Annotated in this window: 2 protein-coding genes and 1 pseudogene; 2 read left to right on the forward strand and 1 reads right to left on the reverse strand. The window is 68.7% G+C overall.

The window, feature by feature from the left end; all coding sequences use genetic code 11:
• A pseudogene (locus tag ACFVYL_RS37705) lies at window positions 1–359 on the forward strand (ABC transporter); the annotation flags it as partial.
• Window positions 356–1147 carry an ABC transporter permease gene (locus ACFVYL_RS37710; RefSeq protein ID WP_389724779.1) on the forward strand — a complete coding sequence of 264 codons (792 nt, stop codon included), beginning with the start codon at window positions 356–358 and terminating at the stop codon, window positions 1145–1147. The pseudogene ACFVYL_RS37705 and the gene ACFVYL_RS37710, both read left to right, overlap by 4 nt.
• A 104-nt stretch (window positions 1148–1251) precedes the next feature.
• On the opposite strand, the gene ACFVYL_RS37715 is transcribed toward ACFVYL_RS37710, so the two are convergent.
• Window positions 1252–1599: heterodisulfide reductase-related iron-sulfur binding cluster (locus ACFVYL_RS37715; protein WP_389724782.1), on the reverse strand; the 348-nt coding region annotated here is incomplete at its 5' end.

The following is a 1599-nucleotide window of genomic DNA, read 5'->3' on the forward strand; positions in this document are numbered from 1 at the left end:
TCAACGACGGAAAGATCGCCGCCCACGGCAGCCCGGAAGAACTCAAACAGCTCATCCCCGGCGGGCACGTACGGCTGCGCTTCACCGACCCCGACGCCTACCGCACCGCCGCCCGCGCGCTGGGCGACGTCACCCGCGACGACCAGGCACTGGCCCTCCAACTCCCCAGCGACGGCAGCCAACGCGCCCTGCGCACCATCCTCGACCGCCTGGACTCACACGCCATCCAGGCCGACGAACTCACCGTGCACACCCCCGACCTCGACGACGTCTTCTTCGCCCTGACCGGACCGGCCACCCTCCCCGCTCCGCAACCCAACGCCCCGCAGCAGAACCAGCCCAAGGAGAACGCCCGATGAGCACCCTCGCCCTCGCCGTCCGCGACTCCTCCACCATGCTGCGCCGCAACCTCCTGCACGCCCGCCGCTACCCCTCCCTCACCCTGAACCTGCTGCTCACCCCGGTCATGCTGTTGCTGCTCTTCGTCTACGTCTTCGGCGACGCGATGAGTTCGGGGATCGGCGACGGCGGCGCGGACCGCTCCGCGTACATCGCGTACGTCGTCCCAGGCCTGCTCCTGATGACCGTCGGAAGCACCCTGATCGGCACCGCGGTCTCCGTCTCCAACGACATGACCGAGGGCATCATCGCCCGCTTCCGCACGATGGCGATCCACCGGCCTTCGGTGCTCGTCGGGCACGTCGTCGGCAGCGTGCTGCAGTCGATCGCCAGCGTTGTCCTGGTGGGCGCCATCGGCGTGGCCATCGGCTTCCGGTCCACGGACGCCTCCGTACTGGAGTGGCTGGCGGCGTTCGGACTGCTCGTGCTCTTCTCCACCGCGCTCACCTGGATCGCGGTCGGCATGGGCCTGGTCAGCCCGAACGCCGAGGCCGCGGGCAACAACGCGATGCCGCTGATCCTGCTGCCACTGCTCTCCAGCGCCTTCACCCCCGTGGACGCGATGCCGGGCTGGTTCCAGCCGATCGCCGAGTACCAGCCGTTCACCCCCGCCATCGAGACCCTGCGCGGCCTGCTGCTCGGCAGCGAGATCGGCCACAACGGATGGCTGGCCGTGGCCTGGTGCCTGGGCCTGGCGGTGCTCGGCTACTTCTGGTCGACCGCGAAGTTCAACCGCGACCCGAAGTAGCGCTCATGGCCGCACCAACGCGACAGGCCGGTCCCGCCCGAAGGCGGAACCGGCCTGATCAGCGTGTGGCGGTACGGGCCTACTTGGCCACTTGGGCTACTTGGTCACTTGGTCTGCTTGGCGGGCTCGGTCTCGGGCTCCGGCTCGCCCGTGGTGTCGTCGACCGGTGTTTTGACGGAGTCGAGGAGGAGTTGGGCGACGTCGACGACTTGGAGGCTTTCCTTGGCCGGGCCGCCCGCGGCGGAGCCGCTATTGGACTCAGCCTTCTTGCCGTTGACGGAGTCGGTGAGCATGACGAGGCAGAAGGGGCAGGCGGTGGAGACGATGTCGGGGTTGAGGCTGAGTGCTTCGTCGACGCGTTCGGTGTTGATGCGCTTGCCGATGCGTTCTTCCATCCACATGCGGGCGCCGCCGGCGCCGCAGCAGAAGCCGCGTTCCTTGTGGCGGTGCAT

It is taken from the genome of Streptomyces sp. NPDC058308 (assembly GCF_042880275.1).
Classification (GTDB): domain Bacteria; phylum Actinomycetota; class Actinomycetes; order Streptomycetales; family Streptomycetaceae; genus Streptomyces.

What these genes read in the sequence shown, in the direction of transcription:
- ACFVYL_RS37710 (WP_389724779.1), top strand. Translation starts at nt 356, where the DNA reads ATGAGCACCCTCGCCCTCGCCGTCCGCGACTCCTCCACCATGCTGCGC.